At 67.6% G+C, this 18,662-nt stretch carries 19 protein-coding genes; 9 read left to right on the top strand and 10 right to left on the bottom strand.

The window, feature by feature from the left end; translation table 11 throughout:
• The first annotated feature begins 97 nt into the window (after positions 1-97).
• Positions 98-616, top strand: coding sequence for a cupin domain-containing protein (locus AB5S17_RS20590; protein WP_369242943.1), 519 nt, complete (start codon positions 98-100; stop codon positions 614-616).
• 54 nt (positions 617-670) lie between these two features.
• Here AB5S17_RS20590 and AB5S17_RS20585 read toward each other — a convergent pair whose 3' ends face one another.
• The 10 genes from AB5S17_RS20585 to AB5S17_RS20540 all read right to left on the bottom strand — a co-directional run bounded on the left by AB5S17_RS20585 (position 671) and on the right by AB5S17_RS20540 (position 9,939).
• Positions 671-991 carry a hypothetical protein gene (locus AB5S17_RS20585; RefSeq protein WP_369242942.1) on the bottom strand — a complete coding sequence of 107 codons (321 nt, stop codon included), beginning with the start codon at positions 989-991 and terminating at the stop codon, positions 671-673.
• Positions 988-1,923, bottom strand: coding sequence for a 2-hydroxyacid dehydrogenase (locus tag AB5S17_RS20580; protein ID WP_369243091.1), 936 nt, complete (start codon positions 1,921-1,923; stop codon positions 988-990). Before AB5S17_RS20580 ends, AB5S17_RS20585 begins: the two co-directional genes overlap by 4 nt.
• 59 nt (positions 1,924-1,982) lie before the next feature.
• Complete coding sequence (locus tag AB5S17_RS20575; RefSeq protein ID WP_369242940.1) at positions 1,983-2,762, bottom strand: amino acid ABC transporter ATP-binding protein; 780 nt, start codon at positions 2,760-2,762, stop codon at positions 1,983-1,985.
• Positions 2,763-2,787: 25 nt separating this feature from the next.
• Positions 2,788-3,591, bottom strand: a complete 804-nt coding sequence (locus tag AB5S17_RS20570; protein ID WP_369242939.1) for a transporter substrate-binding domain-containing protein — start codon at positions 3,589-3,591, stop codon at positions 2,788-2,790.
• A 31-nt stretch (positions 3,592-3,622) separates the two neighbouring features.
• Positions 3,623-4,279, bottom strand: coding sequence for an amino acid ABC transporter permease (locus AB5S17_RS20565; protein ID WP_369242937.1), 657 nt, complete (start codon positions 4,277-4,279; stop codon positions 3,623-3,625).
• A 9-nt stretch (positions 4,280-4,288) separates the two neighbouring features.
• Positions 4,289-4,960, bottom strand: a complete 672-nt coding sequence (locus AB5S17_RS20560) for an amino acid ABC transporter permease (protein ID WP_369242935.1) — start codon at positions 4,958-4,960, stop codon at positions 4,289-4,291.
• Positions 4,961-5,055: 95 nt separating this feature from the next.
• Positions 5,056-6,069 carry a LacI family DNA-binding transcriptional regulator gene (locus AB5S17_RS20555; RefSeq protein ID WP_369242933.1) on the bottom strand — a complete coding sequence of 338 codons (1,014 nt, stop codon included), beginning with the start codon at positions 6,067-6,069 and terminating at the stop codon, positions 5,056-5,058.
• 316 nt (positions 6,070-6,385) lie between these two features.
• Positions 6,386-7,177 (bottom strand): SDR family NAD(P)-dependent oxidoreductase, encoded by a 792-nt coding sequence (locus AB5S17_RS20550; RefSeq protein WP_369242931.1) that lies wholly within the window; start codon positions 7,175-7,177, stop codon positions 6,386-6,388.
• 106 nt (positions 7,178-7,283) lie between these two features.
• The gene (locus AB5S17_RS20545; protein ID WP_369242929.1) at positions 7,284-8,093 is read right to left on the bottom strand and encodes an SDR family oxidoreductase; all 810 of its coding nucleotides are present in this window, start codon (positions 8,091-8,093) and stop codon (positions 7,284-7,286) included.
• Positions 8,080-9,939, bottom strand: coding sequence for a glycoside hydrolase family 15 protein (locus tag AB5S17_RS20540; protein WP_369242927.1), 1,860 nt, complete (start codon positions 9,937-9,939; stop codon positions 8,080-8,082). Before AB5S17_RS20540 ends, AB5S17_RS20545 begins: the two co-directional genes overlap by 14 nt.
• Before the next feature lie 191 nt (positions 9,940-10,130).
• Between AB5S17_RS20540 and AB5S17_RS20535 the strand changes: the two genes are divergently transcribed.
• The 8 genes from AB5S17_RS20535 to phoB all read left to right on the top strand — a co-directional run bounded on the left by AB5S17_RS20535 (position 10,131) and on the right by phoB (position 18,460).
• Positions 10,131-11,246: a hypothetical protein gene (locus AB5S17_RS20535; RefSeq protein WP_369242925.1), complete on the top strand. Its 1,116-nt coding sequence runs from the start codon at positions 10,131-10,133 to the stop codon at positions 11,244-11,246.
• A gap of 139 nt (positions 11,247-11,385) precedes the next feature.
• Positions 11,386-12,684, top strand: coding sequence for an ATP-binding protein (locus AB5S17_RS20530; RefSeq protein WP_369242923.1), 1,299 nt, complete (start codon positions 11,386-11,388; stop codon positions 12,682-12,684).
• A gap of 422 nt (positions 12,685-13,106) precedes the next feature.
• Positions 13,107-14,162 carry a phosphate ABC transporter substrate-binding protein PstS gene (gene pstS, locus AB5S17_RS20525; RefSeq protein ID WP_369242921.1) on the top strand — a complete coding sequence of 352 codons (1,056 nt, stop codon included), beginning with the start codon at positions 13,107-13,109 and terminating at the stop codon, positions 14,160-14,162.
• A gap of 112 nt (positions 14,163-14,274) precedes the next feature.
• On the top strand, positions 14,275-15,267 hold the full coding sequence (gene pstC, locus AB5S17_RS20520; RefSeq protein WP_369242919.1) for a phosphate ABC transporter permease subunit PstC: 993 nt from the start codon (positions 14,275-14,277) through the stop codon (positions 15,265-15,267).
• A gap of 2 nt (positions 15,268-15,269) precedes the next feature.
• Positions 15,270-16,109, top strand: coding sequence for a phosphate ABC transporter permease PstA (pstA, locus tag AB5S17_RS20515; RefSeq protein ID WP_369242917.1), 840 nt, complete (start codon positions 15,270-15,272; stop codon positions 16,107-16,109).
• Positions 16,106-16,939, top strand: coding sequence for a phosphate ABC transporter ATP-binding protein PstB (gene pstB / locus AB5S17_RS20510; RefSeq protein ID WP_369242915.1), 834 nt, complete (start codon positions 16,106-16,108; stop codon positions 16,937-16,939). Before pstA ends, pstB begins: the two co-directional genes overlap by 4 nt.
• Positions 16,940-16,968: 29 nt before the next feature.
• Complete coding sequence (gene phoU / locus AB5S17_RS20505; RefSeq protein WP_369242913.1) at positions 16,969-17,712, top strand: phosphate signaling complex protein PhoU; 744 nt, start codon at positions 16,969-16,971, stop codon at positions 17,710-17,712.
• Positions 17,713-17,725: 13 nt separating this feature from the next.
• Positions 17,726-18,460: a phosphate regulon transcriptional regulator PhoB gene (gene phoB, locus AB5S17_RS20500; RefSeq protein ID WP_369242911.1), complete on the top strand. Its 735-nt coding sequence runs from the start codon at positions 17,726-17,728 to the stop codon at positions 18,458-18,460.
• The last annotated feature ends 202 nt before the right edge of the window (positions 18,461-18,662 follow it).

Below are 18,662 nucleotides of genomic sequence, written 5' to 3'. Positions count from 1 at the left end.
GCGGCGCCGCGCGGGCGGAACTGGGGGTCGGCATGCGATCGCGCAGGACGATCGCCAGCTGTGAGAGAGCGAAGACCTGGCGAAACGGAGACGTCCCATGAGCGACATGAAGCCCGTCGTCGATCCGCGCCGCCTCGACCTGACGGCGTGGGAGCACGGCAGCCTCTATGGCGGCCGCGATGTCTCGTTCGGCGCGATGCTGGGGCTCGAAGCGCTCGGCATCTCCTATAACGAGGTGCCGCCGGGCCGGTCGGGCTGTCCGTTCCACAACCACCATGTCGAGGACGAGCTGTTCGTCATCCTCGAAGGCGAGGGCGAGTATCGCTTCGGTGAGGGGCGCCATCAGGTCCGGACGGGGGATGTCCTCGGTGCGCCGGCGGGCGGCCCGGAGACCGCGCACCAGCTGATCAACACCGGGACGCGGCCGCTGCGCTATCTCGTCGTCTCGTCCATGGGGAACACCGACATCTGCGAATATCCCGACTCCGGCAAGTTCCAGGCCCGCACCAAGCGGCACCGGACCGGCGGGACGTTCCGCATGATGCACCGCCAGACGCCGTCGGTCGACTACTGGGCGGACGAGCCGGGCGCCGGCGAAACCGGGGCCGGCGACTGAAGGCTCGCGGCGCCGTGAGGCTTCGCCTCCGTCATCCGGCCGACGTGCCGCCGGCTACCCGAGCGCCTCGAACACGTGGTGATGGATGTGCCCGTCGAACATCTGCATGAGTTCGGCGGTCACCGCCCGGCTCTCAAAGCGCACCGGCGCCGCCAGCGCTTCCTGCAGCGCCGCCCGGTCGTCGAAGGTCATCGCCAGCGCCAGCGGGAAGGGCGGCGCGCCCTCGTCGCGCTCCAGCGCGAACAGGACGCGCAGGTCCCGCACGCCCGGGAAGCGCCGCCACATCGGCACGAGACGGTCCTCCACGAACCGGCGGAACTCCGCCTCGCGGCCGGCATGGATGGTGCCCTCGAAGAAGGCCTGGCGGACGATCATCGGGCGGCTCCCGTGTCGAGGCGGACCACCGAGGTCGGCGGCGTCTCGTCGTTGAAGAAGGCGCTCAGGTTGGCGAGCACCAGCTCCCCCATCGCCCGGCGGGTCTCGATGGTGGCGCTGCCCTGATGTGGCATCAGGAGGACGTTCTCCAGCGCGCGGAACTCCGGCCGGATCGCCGGCTCGCCGACGAAGACGTCGAGGCCGGCCGCGGCGATCGTGCCATCCGACAGGGCCGCGATCAGCGCGTCTTCGTCGACGACGCTGCCACGGGCGACGTTGACGAGAACGCCCTGCGGGCCGAGGGCCTCGAGCATGTCGGCGCCGACCATGTTCGCCGTGCCGGCATTGCCCGCCAGGCAGACGGCGAGGACGTCGCTCTCGGCGGCGAGCGCCAGCGCGGTGTCGCTGCGGCGGACATGCGCCGGTGCCTCGACGGCGGAGCGGTTCCAGTAGGCGATGTCCATACCGAAGGCGTGCGCGCGATCGGCCAGCGCCCGGCCGATCTGGCCGAAGCCGAGAATGCCGAGCCGCTTGCCGCGGAGGCTGGAGCCGAGCGGCAGCGTCCCGCCTTCGCCCCAGGCGCCGCTGCGCACCAGCCGGTCGCCCGCGCCGAGGTGGCGAAGGACGCCGAGGACTAGCGCCATCCCGAGATCGGCGACGTCGTCGGTGAGAACGCCCGGTGTCGTCGAGACGTGGATGCCGCGCCGGCGGGCAAGGTCGAGGTCGACCTTGTCGGTGCCGACGCCGTTGATCGCGACGAGACCGAGCGCCGGGAGCCTCTCCACCCATTCATTCGACACGCCGGTGCCGCCGCCGGTGACGACGGCGCGGATGCGCCCTGCCGCCGCCTCGGCGCGCGCCGGACCGTCCGGCCCGAACAGCCGGATGACCGCATAGGCGGAGTCAAGCCGTTCCTCGATCTCGCCGAGCATCGGCTCGACGAGCAGGATCTCCTGTTTCACTTCATGCCTCGTGCGGCGCCGCGACGTCTTCAGTGGCCGGTGATCTGGCCGAGGAAGGTGCGCGTGCGCTCATGCTTGGGATTGGAGAAGAATTCTTCCGGCCCGGCGATCTCGACGATCTCGCCGCGGTCCATGAAGATCACCCGGTCGGCGACCTGGCGGGCGAAGCCCATCTCGTGGGTGACGACCATCATCGTCATGCCCTCGCCGGCGAGATCGATCATCGTGTCGAGCACTTCCTTGACCATCTCGGGATCGAGTGCCGAGGTCGGCTCGTCGAACAGCATGATCTTCGGATTCATGCAGAGCGCCCGCGCGATCGCGACGCGCTGCTGCTGGCCGCCGGAAAGCTGCGCCGGATACTTGTCCGCCTGTTCCGGGATGCGCACGCGCTCGAGATATTTGCGCGCCGTCGCCTCGGCCTCGGCCTTGTCGACCCCGCGCACTTTCATCGGCGCGAGCATGCAGTTCCTCAGAACCGTCATGTGCGGGAACAGGTTGAACTGCTGGAAGACCATGCCGACGTCGCGGCGGACCTGCTCGACGTTCTTCGGCCCGGCGGTGAGCTCGATGCCGTCGACGACGATCTTGCCCTTCTGGACGGCCTCCAGCTGATTGACGCATCGGATCAGCGTCGACTTGCCGGAGCCCGACGGGCCGCACACGACGATCTTCTCGCCGCGTGCGACCGTCAGGTCGATGTGCTTGAGGGCATGGAAGGTGCCGTAATACTTCTCGACACCCTCCATCCGGACCGCGGGCGTGTCGGCGGCTGCGTCCGCGCGCCCGGTGGGCGAGGTGGTGCTCATCGCTGACATCCCGCGCTCTTTCCGCTCAGCTCTTGGTCTTGGCGATGAAGTCCGGCAGCGGCGCGTTCAGCCACTTCTGGTGCAGCTTGTTCAGCTCGCCGTCCTTCTTCACCTTGGTCAGGAAGTCGTTGACCGCCGCCATCAGCTTGTCGGCGCCCGGGCGCGTCGCGATGCCCTGCTTCTGCTGGCTCAGCGAGAACTTGGTGTCGTAGGTGTCCGGCCGGACCTTCTGGACCTGTGCGACGACGGTGTTGGAGCAGCCGATCAGCGGCACCTGGCCGGAGAGGAGCGCCTGCACGGCGGAGGCGTCGTCGTCGAAGCGCTGGATGTTGGTGCTGTCCGGCGCGACCTTGGTGATCGCGGTGTCCTGAGTCGAAGCGCGGGCGACGCCGACGCTCTTGCCGGCGAGGTCCTTCGGCCCCGTCACCTTCACGTCCTTGTCGCCGAAGACGAAGATCTCGATGCCGGCATAGGGCTGCGAGAAATCGACCTGCTTGGCGCGGGCCGGCGTGATGCCGAGCGAGGCGACCAGCACGTCGACCTGGCCGGAGAGGAGATAGGGGATGCGGTTCGGCCCGGTCACCGGGACGAGGTTCAGCTTCACGCCGAGGTTCTTGGCCAGCAGGCGGGCGACGTCTGCGTCGTAGCCGTCCGGCTTGCCCTCGGAATTGAGGATGCCGAAGGGCGGGAAGTCGACGAGCATGCCGACATTGATGGTGCCGCGCTGCTTGACCGCGTCCAGCGTCTGCGCCTTGACGGCGGCGGTGCCGAGGCCCGCGAACACGGCGGCGGCGGCCGCCAGCGCGGCGACCTTCCTGATGAGCTTCATGACTGTTCTCTCCCTGTTGTCGGCCGGCGGCTCAGCGCTGCGCGGCCACTGCGAAACGGCGTTCCATCCAGCGCGCCAGCAGCGACAGCGGCCAGCACAGGACGAAGTAGAGGATCGCCACCAAGCCGAAGACCTTGAAGGGCACGAAGGTGGCGTTGTTGATGATCTGCCCGGCGCGGGTCAGCTCGACGAAGCCGATGATCGAGGCGAGCGAGGTGCCCTTGATCAGCTGGACGAGGAAGCCGACCGTGGGAGCGACCGCGATCTTCGCCGCCTGCGGCAGGACGATCGACTTCATCCGGTCGACATAGCCAAGGCCGAGCGCCCAGGCGGCTTCCGACTGTCCCGACGGCACCGCCTCGATGCAGCCGCGCCAGATCTCGCCGAGAAAGGCGCTGGCATGCAGCGTCAGCGCCAGCGAGGCCGCGAGCCACGGATTGATGCCGGCGCCGAAGATGTTGAGGCCGAAATAGACCAGGAACAGCTGCATCAGCAGCGGGGTGCCCTGGAACAGCCGGATGTAGCCGAGCGCGAGATAGGAGAGGACCCTGGAGGCGGAGACGCGGCAGAGCGCGACGATCAGCCCGCCGACCGCCCCGCCGGCAAAGGCGACGGCCGAAAGCGCGAGCGTCCACTGGATCGCCGCGACGATGAACAGGACTTCGTTGATGCCGAAGGGGCGGATCATCGGCGGCTCCTATCGGCTCAGCGGGTAGTTGAACGCCCAGCGCCGGACGAGCGAGAACAGGCCGGAGAAGGCGATCGACAGGACGAGATACATGCCCGTGATGACGAGATAGACCTCGAAGGAGGCGAAGGTCTTCGACTGGATGTCGTTGCCGGCGGCCGCGAGATCCGTCGCGGAGATGACCGAGACGACGCTCGACGTCAGCATCAGATAGATGAACTGGCTGGTCAGCGCGGGATAGACGGTGCGCAGCGCCGGTTTGACGATGATGTAGCGGAAGATCTGCACCGGCTTCAGGCCGAGCGCGGTGCCCGCCTCGACCTGCCCCTTCTGGATCGACTCGATGCCGGCGCGGATGATCTCCGTCGCATAGGCGCCGACATTCACCGTCAGCGCGACGAGTGCGGCGGTGTTCGGCGAGAAGCGGATGCCGAGCGCCGGCAGGCCGAAGAAGATGAAGAAGATCTGGATCAGGAACGGCGTGTTCCGGATGAGCTCGATATAGACGTCGACGATCCAGCGCACCGGGCGCGGGCCGCCGGTCTTGCCGGCGGCGCAGACGATCGCCACCACCGTGCCGAGCAGCATCGCGCCGAACGAGAGTTCGAGCGTGACGAGCGTGCCCGCCAGAAGATGGCCGAAGTTCTCGAAGACCGGCGCGAAATTCAGCTGGTAGTTCAAGTCTCGAAACCTCCCGGCCGCGGTGTCTCCCATCCGGCGGCTTTTCGAGCGACCTGCTGTCGTTTAGATCGATCTAAAGCAGGTCAGGCTGACGGTCAAGCGGCAGGATCGGCCGGACCCAGCGATTCCCGCTCGACGAATTCGGTTGCCGCGACCGAGCGTTCGACCGGCGCGTCGGGCATCCGGATGCGGCGCAGGAGAAGCCGCGCGGCGTTCTCGCCGACCTGGAAGGGCATGGTGGCGACGGAGGCGAGGCCGGGCACCACCAGCGCCGCCTCGGCGACGTTGTCGAAGCCGACGAGCGAGATGTCGCGGCCGAGGCGCAGGCCGAGATCGAAGAAGCCGCGATGCAGGCCGAGGGCGACGACGTCGTTGAAGCAGATGACCGCGCTCGGCCGGTCCGGGGCGGCGGCGATCCCGGCGGCGGCCTCCCGCGCGGCCATGTGGGTGAGCGGCAGTTCGATCACGCGCCCCGCGTCGAGGCCGTGGGCCCGCATCGCGTCGCGGAAGCCCTCCAGGCGGTCGCCTTGTGCGGAGTGTCTGCGGTTGCCGCTGACGAACAGGATGCGCCGGTGGCCGAGGGCGATCAGCCGTTCGGTCGTGTGGCGCATCCCGGCGCGATAGTCGATCCCGGCATAGTCGCTGACCGTCTCCGGCACGTAGCGCAGCGCCTGGACGAGCGGCAGGCCCCAGGCCGCCGCGTCCTCGACGAGGCGGCTGTCCGTTCCCTCGCACGGGCAGACGATGACCCCGTCGGCCCCGTGTTCGCGCATCCGCGTCAGGAAGCCGGTCTGCTTTTCCAGCGACTCGTTGGAGTTGGCGAAGACGACGGCGAGCCGCTCCGTCTCGAAGACCGCCTCCATGCCGGCGAGGAGAACGGCGAAGAAGGGATTGGTGAGGTTGGGAACGACGACGCCGACGGTGCGGCTCTGCGATGCGCGCAGACGGGCCGCGCCGACATTGTAGACGTAGCCGAGCTCGGCCATCGCCGCCTCGACCCGCGCGCGCGTCGTCTGCGAGACGAGCGGGCTCTTGCGCACGACCAGCGACGCCGTCGCGCGGGAGACGCCCGCATGGTCCGCGACGTCCAGCAGCGTCGGCCGCTTCACTCGATCTCCCTTTCGCATCAGCCCTGCCGTCTTCCCCGTTTGGATCGATCCAATCCTAGCCCGGGGCGACCGGAAGGGGAAGTTCGCTCACGCTTCGCCTCAGGACATGCTGAAGCCTCCACGGCATCGCAGGCTGTCGCGCCGCTCCACCGGGGCGGGGTCAGGACTCGTGCGGGAAGCCGCGGGTACGTGTACGGAAGAACGCGGCGGCGGCGGAGCCGCCTCATGGCCGCTCCGCAAGGCTGACGGGAGGGCGGCGGCGCTTCCGCCCGCCGCCCGGCCGCGGGCCGCGTCCTTGCGGTCGCGCAGGTTGCGCTCAGTCGTCCTTGCGCGGGTCGACGGTGTAGTTCAGCGGCAGCCGCCCGCCATCGGCAAAGATGGTCTGGCCGGTGATGTAGCTGGCGTCGTCCGAAGCGAGGAAGGCGGCGATCGCGGCGATCTCCTTCGGCTCGCCGATCCGGCCGAGCGGCGTGCGCGACAGGATCTTCTTCTGCGCCGCCTCGTCGTCTGCGACGGCCCTGAGGATGTCGGTCATGATCGAGCCGGGGCCGATCGCGTTCACCCGGATGCCGTACTGCGCCAGCGACAGCGCCATCACCTTGGTCAGCTGGCTGAGGCCGCCCTTGGAGACGGAATAGCCGACCTGGTCGGGCAGGGCGAAGACGGCGTTCACCGAGGACATGTTGACGATCGTTCCGGCCGGGCCGCCGTTCTTCACCTTCTCGACGAGGTGGCGGGCGACCGCCTGGCCGCAGAGAAAGGCGCCCTTGAGGTTGACGTTCAGCACGCGATCGAAATCGGCCTCGTCGAGGGTGAGGAAGTCGCCCTTGTGGACCATGCCGGCATTGTTGACGAGGATGTCGATGTCGCCGAAGGCGTCGAGCGCCGAGGCGACGAGGTTGTGCACATGCAGGCGCTCGGCGACGTTGCAGACCACCGCGCGCACCTCGCCGAAATCGGCGAGTTCCGCCGCGGCGGCCGCGCCGGCCTTCTCGTCGATGTCGGCAATGACGACCTTGGCGCCGTCGTGCAGATATCGGCGGGCGATCGCATAGCCGATCCCCTTGGCGCCGCCGGTTACGATCGCGACACGTCCGTCGAGTGCCATCGCGTTTCTCCCTGTGATCGTCGCCGCATCCGTGCGGCGGTCGCGTCTCCTTAGCAGAAGCGGACGGGATTCGTGAGATCGGGGAAGGGAGAGCTGGCCGGCCGCGTCAGCCGTTGCCCTTGAAGCCGGGATAGAGCGCCATGCCGCCGTCGACGAAGATCGTCTGTCCGGTGATGTAGTCCGCCGCATCCGACACGAGCCAGGCCGCGACCCGGCCGACATCCGCAGGCTCGCCGATCCGCCCGTACGGGATCAGTTCCAGCATCGCGTCCTTGTTCGATTTGCGCTCGTCGGCATTGATTGCCGTCGCGATCGCGCCGGGCGCGACCGCGTTGACGCGGATCCGTTCCGACGCGACCTCCTGCGCGAGCGACTGCATCAGGAGATGGATGCCGCCCTTGGAGGCCGCATAGTTGGCGTGGAAGGCCCAGGGCACGACCTGGTGGACGGACGAGTCGTAGACGAGCTTGCCGAGCGCCGCGCTGACGTTCTCGCGCCGGCCCTTGCGACGGAACCGCCGGATCGCCTCGCGCCCGACCAGGAACGCGCCGGTGAGGTTGACCGAGATCACCGCGTTCCAGTCGTCGAGGCTCATCTCGCCGATCGCCGCGTCCTTCTGCAGGCCGGCATTGGACATGACGATGTCGGGCGCGCCGAGGCGCTCTTCGGCTTCGTCGAACAGCCGCGCGACGTCGGTCTCGTCCGACACGTCGGCCTTTATCGCGACGCCGCGCCGGCCGAGGGCGTCGATCCGGGCGACGGTCTCCTGCGCGCCGTCCTCGGACGAGCGGTAGTTCACGACGACGTCGGCGCCGGCGCGCGCCATCTCGATCGCCGAGGCCTGGCCGATGCCAGAGGACGAGCCGGTCACGATCGCAACCTGGCCGTCGAGGCGAAGCGGGTCAGAAGACGCCATCGGGATCCTCCATCATCTGAAATCCGTAGTGGTTCGGGTCCTGCTTGTCGCCGTTCAACGCGCGGTCCAGCCAGATGGCTGCAGAGATCAGCGAAAGATGCGTCAGCCCCTGCGGGAAATTGCCGAGATGATCGCCGGCCGAGGACAGTTCCTCGGAGTAGAGGCCGAGATGGTTCGCATAGGTGTGGAGCTTCTCGAACATCAGCCGCGCCTCGGCGACATAGCCGGTGCGGGCGAGGGCTTCGACATACCAGAAGGAGCAGATCGTGAAGGCGCCTTCCTCCCCGTCGAGGCCGTCGTCGTTCTCGGCGGTGTTGATGTAGCGCTTGACGAGGCAGTCGTGGACGAGGTGCTCCTTCACCGCCTTCAGCGTGGCGGTCCACATCTGGTCGCGCGGGTTGATGAACTTCACGAGCGGCATCAGGAGGACGACGGCATCCAGCGTCGTCGAGGCCTTGAACTGCGTGAAGGCGCCGATGTCCGGGTTCCAGAACTCCGTGACGATCGAGCGCTGGATCTTGTCGCGCTCATCCCGCCAGCGGATGATGTCGGCGGGGAGCGACAGGTCGTTCGCCATGCGCAGCCCGCGGTCGAGCGCGACCCAGCACATCAGCCGCGAGGAGAGATATTCGCGCGGCTCGCCGCGGCTCTCCCAGATGCCCTGGTCCGGCAGGTGCCACTGGCCGCACAGCCAGTCGAGGATGCGCGCGATCTTCGTCCAGACAGAATAGGCCGGCTTTCCCCGGGCCTTGCTGGCGATGTAGACCGCGTCCATGAACTCGCCGAAGATGTCCATCTGGCGCTGGCTGGCGGCCTCGTTGCCGATGCGCACCGGCTGCGAGCCGGCATAGCCGGCGAGATGGTCGAGCGTCGTCTCGACGATCTCCTCCGAGCCGTCCATCCCGTACATGATCTGCAGGCCGGATTCGCTGGTCTCGGTGGCGCGTTCCATCAGGAAGTGGATGAAAGCTTCCGCCTCGTCGTAATAGCCGAGGCGCGAAAGCGAGTAGAGCGTGAAGGCGGCGTCGCGCACCCAGCAGAAGCGATAGTCCCAGTTGCGCTCGCCGCTGATCACCTCCGGCAGCCCGAAGGTCGCCGCAGCGGCGATCGATCCGTATTCGGCGGAGGTCAGGAGCTTCAGCGTCAGCGCAGAGCGCACCACGAGTTCGCGCCAGAACGAGGGATATGTGCCGGCATTCACCCATTTGTGCCAGTACTCGCTGGTCGCGGAGAAGGCCTTCGAGACGTAGCGCGCATCGATCTCTGGCTGTTCCTTGCGCCCGGGACAGAAGACGACGTGGCAGGTCTCGTCCTCGCGGACGACCGTCTCGCCGCGGATCGTGTCGCCGTCGACTTCCACCGGGAAGGAGGCATAGAAGGCGACCTCGTCGTCGGACCCTTCCCAGCCGACCGCGACGCCGCCCGCGATCGGCCGCAGCCGCGCCTGCCGCCGGGCATAGTCGGGGCGGGGCCGGATCGAGAGCTCGAAGGTCATCGGCCGCATGATCGCCCGGGCCCGCCGGACGATTCGCCCCGATCCGTCGACCGGCATGAAGTCGCAGACCTCGCCGATCCCGTCCTCGCCGAGGAAGCGGCTGATCAGGATGTTGGTGTCGGGCAGGTAGATCTGTCGGTGCTTGACGTCGCCGTCCTTGACGCTCAGTCGAAAGGAGCCGCCGTTCTCCGGGTCGATCAGCGAGGCGAACAGCGTCGGGGAATCGATCCGGGGATGGCAGAAGAAGTCGATCGTGCCGTCCTGGGCGACGAGAGCGAGGGTCCTCATGTCCCCGATGACGCCGTGCTCGGCGATGCGATTGGGCGTCTTCGAGGAGTCGATGTGCTGCATCCGGCTTTCGTCTCGCGTTGGGCGCTGTCACATTGGGCGTTGGTCGCCTAAGTAAAGAACGCCGACACCGGGGCCCAACCGGTGGACGGCGGCGGGGGGACGGTTTGAAAGCCGTGCCTCTGCTGGTAAAATTTTCAGGAAACGCCCGTGCTTACCGCGCCGGCGACCGACAGCGGAGAGGACGGCTATCCTTGGCTAGCGCAATCGAAACGAGCCTGCGTCGCGCGCTGAACAAGGGCAATGCCGCCGATCCGGATTTCCGTCTGCGGGTCTATGAGGCGGCGGAACGCGCCCTGCTGCGTCTGGAGGCGGACAAGGGCGAGGGCGACGAGGGGGCCGATGCGCATCGCCGGCAGCTGATCGCGGCGATCGAGGCCATCGAGGCCGATCATGCCGCGGGCGGTGCCGGCGAAGGCGTTCAGCCGGAGCGCTTCGCCCCGGACGGCGGATCCTCGGCCGGCGCCGCAGCGCCGGGTGCATTCGCGGCGGGCGGCGTGGACGATCCGGTCGATGCCTTCGGGGCGGACGGCGCGCCTGCGCGTCCTGCCGGCGGCCGGATGCCGTCGATGGTCGATCCGCAGACGGAATCGTCGTCGGCGGAAGAGCGGGTGGCCGGGCCGGGCGATCGGCGGGCGAAGGTCCGGGCCCTGCTCGGGCGCCGGAGCGAGGCAGGCGGGGCGCGCGGTGGCTTCGGCAGCTACATTGTCCCGGCCGTCATCGTCCTGCTTCTTCTGTTCCTCCTCGGGGTGGCCGTCTGGCTGGTCCTGCCGCTGTTTTCCGCCGAGAAGCCGAAGCCCGAGGCGCCGAAGATGTCGGTCGAGGATGCGATCCGTTCGGCCGACAACGGCCGCAAGACCGTGCCGGGCGCCGCGTCCGACTGGGTCGACGTGTTCTCCGGTCCGGCGATCGTCGATGCCGCCGTCGACGGCGGCATGCTGCAGCCGACCGTCATCGACGGCAAGCAGGCGGTCCTCGTCTCGACGCCGCCCAGCGGGTCCAACGAGGTCACCTTCAACCTCGCCCCCGACATCCTGTCGCGCTTTGCCGGCCGCAAGGCGACCGGCGAGCTCGCCGTCGGCTCGCCCGACGGAAAGCCGCGCACCTTCACCGTGCGCTGCCTGATCGGCGGCAAGAACGTCTGCGGCCAGCAGCGCTTCACGACCTCCGCCAAGGAGGAGCCGGTCCTCGTCCAGATGGATCTGCCGGCCTCGATCGGCGAGGGGGCGGAACTGGCGATCGACCCCGGCGCCGGCGACGGCGCCCACGACCTCGCCGTCTTCCACTTCCGGATTCGGGCGGCCGGATGATCGCCGCCGGCGGTCTCGCCGCCGGCCTTCCGGATCACGTCACGGAAATTGGAAACTGACCCTGTAGAAGCGGGGGAAGGGCGGAAAGGACCGATTCGCAGCCACGGTCGCCGAGGCGCAGGAAACGAGCAGGACCGGCATGGCAGAAGATGAGATCACCGTTCTGCGGGTCGGCCGGCTTCGCGCCAAGCGGATCACGGCCGTCGCGGCCCTGTCCCTCGCCGCGCTCGCCTGGAGCGCTCCGCAGGCCGCCCTCGGCTGTCTCCTGGTCTTTGTCGCCCTGATGCTCGTGGTCTACTGGCCGAGCCGCGCGAGCGTCGCCCAGGATCGCCTGAGGGACGAAGAGGCCCGCGGCCAGATCGTCTGGCCGGGACGCGGCATGAAGGCCATCGTCGAGGCGCTGCAGGAGCCGGCCTTCCTCCTCGACCGCGCCATGCTGCTGCGCTATCGCAACCCGGCCTCCTTCGTCGCCTTCGGCAACATGGCGCTCGGCGACTCCTTCCTCCTGCGCTTCCGGGCCCCCGAACTCGTCTCTGCGATCGAGGGGGCGATCAAGAACATGGCGCCCGGCCAGGCGACGCTCGACGAACGCCGGCCGGTGGAGCGCACCTGGCAGATCGAGATCCTGCCGGTCCCGCCCTATCAGGGCGAGGACCCACATTTCTTCCTCGTGCTTTTCCACGATCGCACCGCCGAGCGCCGCGTCGAGCGCATGCGGACCGACTTCGTCGCCAATGCCAGCCACGAGCTGCGCACGCCGCTCGCCTCCCTGACCGGCTTCATCGAGACGCTGCAGGGGCCGGCGAAGAACGACCCGGCGGCGCGCGAACGCTTCCTCGCCATCATGCGCGAGCAGGCGCAGCGCATGTCGCGGCTGATCGACGACCTGTTGTCGCTGTCGCGGATCGAGATGAAGCGGCAGCTGCCGCCGAGCGCCCGCGCCGATCTCGTCTCCGTCTTGAAGAAGGTCCAGACGCAGATGGCGCCGCTCGCCGCCGACCTCGGCATGGAGGTTCGCTTCTGCGCCGGCGAGGAACAGGTGCTGATCGTCGGCGACGAGGACGAACTGATCCAGGTCTTCGCCAATCTCGTCGAGAATGCCTGCAAATACGGCGAGGGCAGCCCCGCGGTGGAGCTGTCGGTCGCACGCGTCGTCGAACGGGGCGAGCCCGTCGTCGACGTGTCGGTGCGCGATTACGGACCGGGCATTCCGCCGGAGCACGTGCCGCGACTGACCGAGCGCTTCTACCGGGTCAGCGTCGGCAACTCCCGCGCCAAGCAGGGAACCGGGCTGGGGCTCTCGATCGTGCGCAACATTCTGCTGCGCCATCGCAGCCGGCTTCTGGTGGAATCCGAGATCGGCAAGGGCTCGACCTTCACCGCACGCTTCCCCGCGATTCCGGCCTTGACGGAAATGCCAGTTATGTCAGCTACTTAGACTGTCATAAAAGCGATACGCTGATGTCATAAAGATGCGGCCGCCGACACGCGGTCGGCGCCGTGGTTCGTGCCGTCCAATCGCGACGGCAGCCTGCGGTCGGCAAGTATTGCCGGATCGAGACGGGCTTCGCGGGCGGGCCAGGACAGTAGTTCTGCGGCGATCGGCAGAAGCGTCGGCGGGCTGGATCGGACCGGCCGGGTAAAAGGGAAAGTGCGACCATCGGCTTCGTCTTTGCCGCGGACGATTTTTTCGTCCGCGATCTGGCAAGACTGTGCCTGTGAGGAAAATCGACCGGAACCGCAGCGGAAAAAGGCGCGAAAAGCTTCATCCGGCTGTCACACAGCTCCCCTAGGAGTCGCGCCATCGGCGCGGGGCAAGCCCGCGTCGTTTGCCAGAAAATCGCAAACAGCGAGGCTTGAATGACCACTCTTCTGAAACTCACCACCAAGGCGGCCCTGGCCGGCGCGATCGCGCTGTCGACGGTGTCCTACGCTTCGGCGGCCGACATCTCCGGCGCTGGTGCGACCTTCCCGTACCCGATCTACGCCAAGTGGGCAGACGCCTACAAGAAGAAGACCGGCACGGGCCTGAACTACCAGTCGATCGGCTCCGGCGGCGGCATCAAGCAGATCGAGTCGCGCACCGTCACCTTCGGCGCCTCGGACAAGCCGCTCGGCGGCGACGAGCTGCAGAAGAACAACCTCGTCCAGTTCCCGACCGTGATGGGCGGCATCGTTCCGGTCGTCAACGTCAAGGGCATGAAGCCGGGCGAACTCGTCCTCGACGGCCAGACCCTCGCCAAGATCTTCATGGGTGAGATCACCCAGTGGAACGACGAGGCGATCAAGAAGCTGAACCCGAAGGTCAAGCTGCCCGACGCCGCCATCGCCGTCGTGCACCGCTCGGACGGCTCCGGCACGACCTTCAACTTCACCTACTACCTCGCCCAGGTCTCTCCCGAGTGGAAGGACAAGGTCGGCGTGAACACCTCCGTCGAGTGGCCGGTCGGCATCGGCGCCAAGGGCAATGAGGGCGTCGCCGCCAATGTCGGCCAGACGGCCAACTCGATCGGTTACGTCGAGTATGCCTACGCGCTGCAGAACAAGATGACCTACGCCGACATGATGAACAAGGACGGCAAGAAGGTCGCGCCGAAGAGCGATGCCTTCGCGGCCGCCGCCGAGGGCGCGGACTGGTCGAGCCAGCCGGGCTTCGGCGTGATCCTCGCCAACCAGCCGGGCGCCAAGACCTGGCCGATGACCGCCGCCACCTTCATCCTGATCCACAAGGACCCAAAGAACCCGCAGGACGCCGCCGAGGCGCTGAAGTTCTTCGACTGGGCCTATGCCAACGGCGACAAGATGGCTCAGAGCCTCGACTACATCCCGATGCCGGACAGCGTCGTGGCGAAGATCAAGGACGAGTGGAAGCAGGTGCAGGCCGACGGCAAGCCGGTCTACCAGCCGAAGTCGTAATGCCCGCATCGCAGTAATCGTCGAGGCCGGGCGGCTCTGTTGGCCGCCCGGCCTCGATCGCTGAATTCGACGCCGGTCGGTCTCGCGCCGCCGGCTTTTGGAGAGGTATCTCATGGTCAGCCTTGCCGAGGGTGATACGACCGGCCGCCAATCCGCCCATTCCCGCGCCAAGGCGGTCAAGCGGTTCTCGACCAGCGACACCATCTTCAGGAACGTCACCCGCGGCGCGGCCATCATCGTGCTCGTCGTGCTCGCCGGCGTCGCGGTCTCGCTGATCGCGGGCGCCTGGCTCGCCTTCGAGACGTTCGGGCTCGGCTTCCTCACCACGAGCACCTGGAACCCGGTGACCGAGAAGTTCGGCGCCCTGGCGCCGATCTACGGCACCGTCGTGACCTCCCTCATCGCGATGATCATCGCCGTGCCGGTGGGCCTCGGCATCGCGATCTTCCTCACCGAATCCTGCCCGCGGCCGCTGCGGCGCCCGATCGGCATCGCCGTCGAGCTGCTCGCCGGCATCCCCTCGATCATCTACGGCATCTGGGGCCTCTTCGTCTTCGCCCCGTTCCTGCAGCACACGCTGCAGCCCTTCCTGATCGACACCTTCCACTACGTCCCCGGGCTGTCGTCGCTGTTCGCCGGACCGCCCTACGGCATCGGCGTCCTGACCTCGGGTCTGATCCTGGCGATCATGGTGCTGCCCTTCATCTCCTCGATCGCGCGCGACGTCTTCACGACCGTGCCGCCGGTCCTGAAGGAATCGGCCTACGGGCTCGGCATGACGACCTGGGAGGTGACCCGCAAGATCGTGCTGCCCTACACCCGCGTCGCGGTGCTCGGCGGGGTGATGCTGGCGCTCGGCCGGGCGCTCGGCGAGACGATGGCGGTCACCTTCGTCATCGGCAACGCGCATCGCATCACGCCGTCGCTGCTGGCGCCGGGCACGACCATCTCGGCCTCAATCGCCAACGAATTCACCGAGGCAACCGGCGACCTCTACACCTCGTCGCTGTTCGCGCTCGGCCTCGTCCTCTTCGTCATCACCTTCATCGTGCTCGCCATCGCGCGTGTCATGCTCGCGCAGATGAAGCGCCGGGCGGGAGAATAATCATGGCGTCCCATGCGGCCCGCAAGGCCAAGAACAACGTGATGATGGGGCTGTGCCTCGTCGCGGCGGCCTTCGGGCTGATGTGGCTGGCGCTGATCCTCATCGACCTGATCTACGAGGGGATCAGCGGCATCAACTGGGCCGTCTTCTCCGAGATGACGCCGCCGCCGGGCGAGACCGGCGGGCTGTTGAACCCGATCGTCGGCAGCCTGATCATGACCTTCGTCGCGGTCCTCGTCGGCACGCCGATCGGCATCCTCGCCGGCACCTACATGGCGGAATACGGCCGCCACGATAAGATCACCAACGTGATCCGCTTCATCAACGACATCCTCCTGTCGGCGCCCTCGATCATCGTCGGCCTGTTCATCTACGAGCTGATGGTGCGCACGATGGGTCATTTCTCCGCGATCGCCGGAGCCATGGCGCTGGCGATCATCGTCCTGCCCGTCATCGTGCGCACCACCGAGGACATGCTGCTCCTCGTGCCGGATGCGCTGCGCGAGGCGGGAACGGCGGTCGGCGCGCCGCGCTGGATCGTCATCCGCTCGGTCGCCTACAAGGCGGCGAGCGCCGGCATGATCACCGGCGTGCTGCTCGCCGTCGCCCGCATCTCCGGCGAGACCGCGCCGCTCCTGTTCACGGCCCTGAACAACCAGTTCTGGAGCCTCGACCTCAACGCACCGATGGCGAGCCTGCCGGTGACGATCTTCCAGTTCGCCCTCAGCCCCTATGACAGCTGGCAGAGCCTGGCCTGGGCGGGCGCCCTGATCACCACGCTCGCCGTCTTGACACTCAGCATCGTGGCGCGGCTCCTGACCGCGACCAAGGAGGACAGATGACCGACCAGTCGCTGGCACCGCAGGGCATCTCCAGAGCGACCCTGGACCGCAACGGCAAGGCGCCGGCCAACCTGGCGCAGAAGAAGATCGAGCTGAAGGACGTCTCCTTCTTCTACGACAAGTTCAAGGCGCTGAAGAACATCAGCCTGACCGTTCCGGAGAAGGCGGTGACCGCCTTCATCGGCCCGTCCGGCTGCGGCAAGTCCACGCTGTTGCGGATGTTCAACCGCATCTACGAGATCTATCCGAAGCAGCGGGCCGAGGGCGAGATCCTGCTGGACGGCAAGAACATCCTCGACCGGTCGCAGGACCTCAACCTCCTGCGCGCCCGCGTCGGCATGGTGTTCCAGAAGCCGACGCCGTTCCCGATGTCGATCTACGAGAACATCGCCTTCGGCATCCGGCTCTACGAGAATCTCGGCAAGGCCGACCTCGACGAGCGCGTCGAGCGCGCGCTGCGGCGCGCGGCGATCTGGGACGAGGTGAAGGACAAGCTGTCGATGAGCGGCCTCGGCCTGTCCGGCGGCCAGCAGCAGCGCCTGTGCATCGCCCGCACCGTCGCCGTGCGGCCCGAGGTGATCCTGCTCGACGAGCCGTGCTCGGCGCTCGACCCGATCTCCACGGCGAAGATCGAGGAGCTGATCGACGAGCTGAAGGAAGAGTACACGATCGCCATCGTCACCCACAACATGCAGCAGGCGGCCCGCGTCTCGGACCTGACCGCCTTCATGTTCCTCGGGGAGCTGATGGAGTTCGACGAGACCAACAAGATCTTCACCGCGCCCAGCAACCCGAAGACCGAAGAATACATCACCGGCCGCTTCGGCTGATCCGCGAACGCTGAAGGAGCTGACCGAGCATGGTTTCGGACCACATCGTCTCGTCCTATGACGACGAACTGAGATATATCGAGCGCCGCATCTCCGAGATGGGCGGCCAGGCCGAGCGCATGGTCGAGCAGTCGGTGACCGCGATGATGCGCAGCGACTGGTCGCTGGCGCAGACCGTCGTCGCCGACGACATCCTGCTCGACGCCGCCCAGCGCGAGCTCGACGAGCGCGCGGTGATGACCATCGCCAAGCGCCAGCCGCTGGCGCAGGACCTGCGCGAGATCGTCGGCGCGATCCGCATTTCCAACGACCTGGAGCGGATCGGCGACCTCGCCAAGAACATCGCCAAGCGCGTCATCGCGGTGCACGACCACTCGCAGCCGATCCAGCTGGTGCGCGGCATCGAGCACCTGTCGGACCTCGCCCTCGGGCAGCTGAAGGACGTGCTCGACGCCTATGGCACGCGCGACATCAAGCGCGCCGAGGCGGTGCGCTCGGAAGACGCCAATATCGACGCGATGTACACCTCGATCTTCCGCGAGCTGCTGACCTACATGATGGAGGATCCGCGCAACATCACCGCCTGCACGCATCTCCTGTTCAGCGCCAAGAACATCGAGCGGATCGGCGACCACGCGACCAACATCGCCGAGACGATCTACTACATCAAGACCGGCGAGCAGTTCGACATGGAGCGCCCGAAGGGCGACGACACCGCTTTGATCGGCGAGCGGCCGGCGGCGGGCGACCACGTCGCCGGCCTCGAGGGCTGAGGACGGACAGGCCATGTCGGCACGTATCGCGGTGGTGGAGGACGAGGAGGCGCTCGGCGTCCTCCTTCGCTACAATCTCGAAGCCGAAGGCTTCACCGTCGACGTCATCGCCCGCGGCGACGAGGCGGATCTGCGGCTGAAGGAAGAGGTGCCGGACCTCCTCATCCTCGACTGGATGCTGCCCGGCCTCTCGGGCGTCGAGCTCTGCCGGCGCCTGCGCCAGCGGCCGGAGACCGAGCGGCTGCCGATCATCATGCTGACGGCGCGCGGCGAGGAATCCGAGCGCGTGCGCGGCCTCTCCGTCGGCGCCGACGACTATGTCGTCAAGCCGTTCTCGACGCCGGAGCTGATCGCCCGCGTCCGCGCGATGCTGCGGCGCGCCAAGCCCGAGAAGATCGCGACGCTGCTCACCGCCGGCGACATCGACCTCGACCGCGAGACGCACCGCGTGCGCCGGGCGGGCCGCGAGATCAAGCTCGGCCCGACCGAGTTCCGGCTGATGGAGTTCTTCATGCAGTCGCCCGGCCGCGTCTTCTCGCGCGAGCAGCTCCTCGACGGCGTCTGGGGCCGCGACATTTATGTCGACGAGCGCACCGTCGACGTCCATGTCGGGCGCCTGCGCAAGGCCATCAATCGCGGCCGCCAGCGCGACCCCATCCGCACAGTCCGCGGCGCCGGCTATGCGCTGGACGAGCAGTTCACGACGGCGAAGCCGGTGGTGGCGAAGCAGAAGGAAGCGGCGGGGTAGGGGGGCGCAAGGAGGCACCGAACTCGCTATCCTCGCGGCCATGCGACTTGCTGAATGGCAATGTCTGCTTTGGGCCGAGACGATACCGTCTGTCCTCTTAAGCTTCTTTCCATGCTAATTTTGGGAAGGAGGATCGAGCCATGGGACAGACATCGGCAAGGAAGTCAGCAGGACCGCGTGACGCGGCGACGAAGGTTGCGCA

Source organism: Jiella sp. M17.18, from assembly GCF_041027365.1.
Taxonomy (GTDB): Bacteria; Pseudomonadota; Alphaproteobacteria; order Rhizobiales; family Rhizobiaceae; genus VKMB-3413.
This window is presented reverse-complemented; position numbering and strand designations above follow the sequence as displayed.